The organism is Flavobacterium circumlabens, from assembly GCF_004345565.1.
GTDB classification, from domain to species: domain Bacteria; phylum Bacteroidota; class Bacteroidia; order Flavobacteriales; family Flavobacteriaceae; genus Flavobacterium; species Flavobacterium circumlabens.
The window spans coordinates 1-5,715 of record NZ_SLWA01000024.1; the positions used below are offsets into that span (position 1 = coordinate 1).

The following is a 5,715-nucleotide window of genomic DNA, read 5'->3' on the forward strand; positions in this document are numbered from 1 at the left end:
AAAAGTCTTGTAAATGTAAATAAAGGGACTACTTTTGCACCCGCAACAGCGACGGGCGTTCATCGAAATACTGACAGGCATTAGAATCAAAGGGAGAAGAAATTTTCAAAAAAAGATTTAAAAAAGCTTGTGAGATTTGAAAACAGATGTTACATTTGCACCCCGCAAAACATGGGAAGTTCATTGATAGATTGGTAGGGATTTGGAGGATTAGGGGCTTGAAAAAAGTTTCAAAAAAAATCTTCAAAAAGTTCTTGCTAATTAAAAAAGAAGTTGTAGTTTTGCACCCGCTTTGAGAAACAAGCGAAAGAAAAGAAATACACGTTCGTAGACATATTGAATTGACAGCCGTTTTAACAGAGATGTTAGAACAAAAGAATAAAGAGTAAGATAATCGAGAGATTAGAAAGAACCGATAGAGACTGATTCGAATAACAAAACGATCTGAGTGATCAGATCAACAATATACGATGAAGAGTTTGATCCTGGCTCAGGATGAACGCTAGCGGCAGGCTTAACACATGCAAGTCGAGGGGTATGGTTCTTCGGAACCAGAGACCGGCGCACGGGTGCGTAACGCGTATGCAATCTACCTTTTACAGAGGGATAGCCCAGAGAAATTTGGATTAATACCTCATAGTATAATGACTCGGCATCGGGATATTATTAAAGTCACAACGGTAAAAGATGAGCATGCGTCCCATTAGCTAGTTGGTAAGGTAACGGCTTACCAAGGCTACGATGGGTAGGGGTCCTGAGAGGGAGATCCCCCACACTGGTACTGAGACACGGACCAGACTCCTACGGGAGGCAGCAGTGAGGAATATTGGACAATGGGCGCAAGCCTGATCCAGCCATGCCGCGTGCAGGATGACGGTCCTATGGATTGTAAACTGCTTTTGTACAGGAAGAAACACTGGTTCGTGAACCAGCTTGACGGTACTGTAAGAATAAGGATCGGCTAACTCCGTGCCAGCAGCCGCGGTAATACGGAGGATCCAAGCGTTATCCGGAATCATTGGGTTTAAAGGGTCCGTAGGCGGTTTAGTAAGTCAGTGGTGAAAGCCCATCGCTCAACGGTGGAACGGCCATTGATACTGCTGAACTTGAATTATTAGGAAGTAACTAGAATATGTAGTGTAGCGGTGAAATGCTTAGAGATTACATGGAATACCAATTGCGAAGGCAGGTTACTACTAATGGATTGACGCTGATGGACGAAAGCGTGGGTAGCGAACAGGATTAGATACCCTGGTAGTCCACGCCGTAAACGATGGATACTAGCTGTTGGAAGCAATTTCAGTGGCTAAGCGAAAGTGATAAGTATCCCACCTGGGGAGTACGTTCGCAAGAATGAAACTCAAAGGAATTGACGGGGGCCCGCACAAGCGGTGGAGCATGTGGTTTAATTCGATGATACGCGAGGAACCTTACCAAGGCTTAAATGTAGATTGACCGGTTTGGAAACAGATCTTTCGCAAGACAATTTACAAGGTGCTGCATGGTTGTCGTCAGCTCGTGCCGTGAGGTGTCAGGTTAAGTCCTATAACGAGCGCAACCCCTGTTGTTAGTTGCCAGCGAGTCAAGTCGGGAACTCTAACAAGACTGCCAGTGCAAACTGTGAGGAAGGTGGGGATGACGTCAAATCATCACGGCCCTTACGCCTTGGGCTACACACGTGCTACAATGGCCGGTACAGAGAGCAGCCACTGGGCGACCAGGAGCGAATCTATAAAACCGGTCACAGTTCGGATCGGAGTCTGCAACTCGACTCCGTGAAGCTGGAATCGCTAGTAATCGGATATCAGCCATGATCCGGTGAATACGTTCCCGGGCCTTGTACACACCGCCCGTCAAGCCATGGAAGCTGGGGGTGCCTGAAGTCGGTGACCGCAAGGAGCTGCCTAGGGTAAAACTGGTAACTAGGGCTAAGTCGTAACAAGGTAGCCGTACCGGAAGGTGCGGCTGGAACACCTCCTTTCTAGAGCCTTAGTGTTAGCACTTGTGCACGCTGAGGAAAAAAGAAGAAGCTTTAAAGGTTTTAATTTTAAGACTATTTTACTCTTGCTGTTAGTTCAAATAATAAATTTTAGGAATAAGAGTGTCTCGTAGCTCAGCTGGTTAGAGTACTACACTGATAATGTAGGGGTCGACAGTTCGAGTCTGTCCGAGACAACTATTTAAACTTAAAAAAAGGAAATTTTAGAAGTTGAAAGATTAAGGATCAAAAAGTTCATAATTTTTAATTCACGATTTTTAATTTTTAATTAAAAAGGGGGATTAGCTCAGCTGGCTAGAGCGCCTGCCTTGCACGCAGGAGGTCAACGGTTCGACTCCGTTATTCTCCACTGATTTACTATAATATAGTAAATAAAAGTTCATTGACATATTGAGATAAGAAATAATAAAAAGTAGAAAGCGTTTTTTACTATTTATAGTAAAAGACAAAAAAAACGGTCATAATTGATTTTATGATTGGTACAATAAGCAAAATAAGGGCGTATGGGGGATGCCTTGGCTCTCAGAGGCGATGAAAGGCGTGATAAGCTGCGAAAAGCTACGGGGACGGGCACACACCGATTGATCCGTAGATACCTGAATGGGGCAACCCACTATGTTGAAGACATAGTACACCGATAGGTGGGCAAACCCGCTGAACTGAAACATCTAAGTAGGCGGAGGAGAAGAAAACAAAAGTGATTCCGTAAGTAGTGGCGAGCGAACGCGGATTAGCCCAAACCAATGTTGTTACGGCAATGTTGGGGTTGTAGGACCACGACATTTTATGCATGCAGAACCGGAAGTTACTGGAAAGTAACGCCATAGAGAGTGATAGCCTCGTACGGGTAATAAATGTAATAGATAGTGGTATCCTGAGTAGGGCGGGGCACGTGAAACCCTGTCTGAATTTGGCGGGACCATCCGCTAAGGCTAAATACTCCTGAGAGACCGATAGTGAACCAGTACCGTGAGGGAAAGGTGAAAAGAACCGTGAATAACGGAGTGAAATAGATCCTGAAACCATACGCTTACAAGCGGTCGGAGCCCTTTCGTGGGGTGACGGCGTGCCTTTTGCATAATGAGCCTACGAGTTAACGTTGCTGGCAAGGATAAGTGGTTAAGTCACGGATCCGTAGCGAAAGCGAGTCTGAATAGGGCGCTTTAGTCAGTAGTGTTAGACGCGAAACCGTGTGATCTACCCATGGGCAGGATGAAGCTGTGGTAACACACAGTGGAGGTCCGAACCGGTTGACGTTGAAAAGTCTTCGGATGACCTGTGGGTAGGGGTGAAAGGCCAATCAAACTCGGAAATAGCTCGTACTCCCCGAAATGCATTTAGGTGCAGCGTTATTTTAGTTATATAGAGGTAGAGCTACTGATTGGATGCGGGGGCTTCACCGCCTACCAATTCCTGACAAACTCCGAATGCTATATAATGATTGATAACAGTGAGGGCTTGGGTGCTAAGGTCCAAGTCCGAGAGGGAAAGAACCCAGACCATCAGCTAAGGTCCCCAAATATATACTAAGTTGAAAGAACGAGGTTTGTCTGCCCAGACAGCTAGGATGTTGGCTTGGAAGCAGCCATTCATTTAAAGAGTGCGTAACAGCTCACTAGTCGAGCGGACGAGCATGGATAATAATCGGGCATAAGTATATTACCGAAGCTATGGATTTAGAGTTTACTCTAAGTGGTAGGGGAGCATTCTAACAGGGTTGAAGGTGTATCGTAAGGTATGCTGGACTGGTTAGAAAAGAAAATGTAGGCATAAGTAACGATAATGCGGGCGAGAAACCCGCACACCGAAAAACTAAGGTTTCCACAGCTATGCTAATCAGCTGTGGGTTAGTCTGGTCCTAAGGCGAACCCGAAAGGGACAGTCGATGGCTAACGGGTTAATATTCCCGTACTACTAATTACTGTGATGGGGTGACGGAGTGATGAAAGCGCCGCGAACTGACGGAATAGTTCGTTGAAGTACCTACCTATAAGCTGCGCAGGCAAATCCACGCGGCTTGGGGAAATACGATAGTACTCGGAGTCTTCGGACAAAGAGATAGTGCGCCTAAGGGCTTCCAAGAAAAACCTCTAAACTTCAGGTAATTAGTACCAGTACCGTAAACCGACACAGGTAGTTGAGGAGAGAATCCTAAGGTGCTCGAGAGATTCATGGCTAAGGAATTAGGCAAAATAGACCCGTAACTTCGGGAGAAGGGTCGCCCTGTAGCAATACAGGGCCGCAGTGAAGAGGTCCAGGCGACTGTTTATCAAAAACACAGGGCTCTGCAAAATCGTAAGATGAAGTATAGGGCCTGACACCTGCCCGGTGCTGGAAGGTTAAGAGGAGATGTTATCTTCGGAGAAGCATTGAATTGAAGCCCCAGTAAACGGCGGCCGTAACTATAACGGTCCTAAGGTAGCGAAATTCCTTGTCGGGTAAGTTCCGACCTGCACGAATGGTGTAACGATCTGGACACTGTCTCAGCCATGAGCTCGGTGAAATTGTAGTAACGGTGAAGATGCCGTTTACCCGCAGTGGGACGAAAAGACCCTGTGCACCTTTACTATAGCTTAGTATTGACCTTGGATAAATGATGTGTAGGATAGGTTGGAGACTGTGAAGTGGCGTCGCCAGGCGTTGTGGAGTCATTGTTGAAATACAACCCTTTGTTTATCTGAGGCCTAACCCCACAAACGTGGGGGACATTGCTTGGTGGGTAGTTTGACTGGGGTGGTCGCCTCCAAAAGAGTAACGGAGGCTTCTAAAGGTTCCCTCAGTACGCTTGGTAACCGTGCGTAGAGTGCAATGGCATAAGGGAGCTTGACTGAGAGACATACAGGTCGATCAGGTACGAAAGTAGAGCATAGTGATCCGGTGGTTCCGCATGGAAGGGCCATCGCTCAAAGGATAAAAGGTACGCCGGGGATAACAGGCTGATCTCCCCCAAGAGCTCATATCGACGGGGGGGTTTGGCACCTCGATGTCGGCTCGTCACATCCTGGGGCTGGAGAAGGTCCCAAGGGTTGGGCTGTTCGCCCATTAAAGTGGCACGCGAGCTGGGTTCAGAACGTCGTGAGACAGTTCGGTCTCTATCTACTGTGGGCGTTAGAAATTTGAGTGGATCTGATTCTAGTACGAGAGGACCGAATTGGACAAACCTCTAGTGTATCTGTTGTTCCGCCAGGAGCATCGCAGAGTAGCTACGTTTGGAAGGGATAAGCGCTGAAAGCATATAAGCGCGAAACCCACCACAAGATGAGATTTCTTTTAAGGATCGTGGAAGATGACCACGTTGATAGGCTATAGATGTAAAGGCAGTAATGTCATAGTCGAGTAGTACTAATAATCCGTAAGCTTATGTACACCCTTTTCCTCCCCGCCCCGGCGGGGAGGAAGAAACTTTCTAAACTAAAAAACTTTCTTTATCTCAGTATGTTAAGATATTATTGCAATTAAAAATTTTGAATTAAAAATTAAAAGTTGCAAACCGATTGCCCAAAGCAATTATAACTTCTTAAGGTGGTTATTGCGGCGGGGCTCACCTCTTCCCATCCCGAACAGAGTAGTTAAGCCCGCCTGCGCAGATGGTACTGCAGTTATGTGGGAGAGTATGTCGTCGCCTTTCTTTTTAAAATCCTCATCATGTATTTGATGGGGATTTTTTTGTTTTATATTGAGTCGTGGAATTTAACCGCAAAGCCCGCAAAGGAGTT

The 5,715-nt window shown here is 46.2% G+C and carries 2 tRNA genes and 3 rRNA genes; all 5 read left to right on the plus strand.

Going from position 1 to position 5,715, the window contains the following annotated elements:
* The first annotated feature begins 467 nt into the window (after positions 1-467).
* The 5 genes from EV142_RS23840 (at position 468) to rrf (ending at position 5,627) form a co-directional block, all read left to right on the plus strand.
* Positions 468-1,981: ribosomal RNA gene (locus EV142_RS23840) — 16S ribosomal RNA — on the plus strand.
* 121 nt (positions 1,982-2,102) lie between these two features.
* Positions 2,103-2,176 (plus strand) — tRNA-Ile (locus EV142_RS23845).
* 98 nt (positions 2,177-2,274) lie between these two features.
* Positions 2,275-2,348, plus strand: a tRNA-Ala gene (locus tag EV142_RS23850).
* A 133-nt stretch (positions 2,349-2,481) separates the two neighbouring features.
* Positions 2,482-5,365 (plus strand): 23S ribosomal RNA (locus EV142_RS23855).
* Positions 5,366-5,517: 152 nt separating this feature from the next.
* Positions 5,518-5,627: ribosomal RNA gene (rrf, locus tag EV142_RS23860) — 5S ribosomal RNA — on the plus strand.
* Together the 16S, 23S and 5S rRNA genes with 2 tRNA genes alongside form the textbook arrangement of a ribosomal RNA operon.
* The last annotated feature ends 88 nt before the right edge of the window (positions 5,628-5,715 follow it).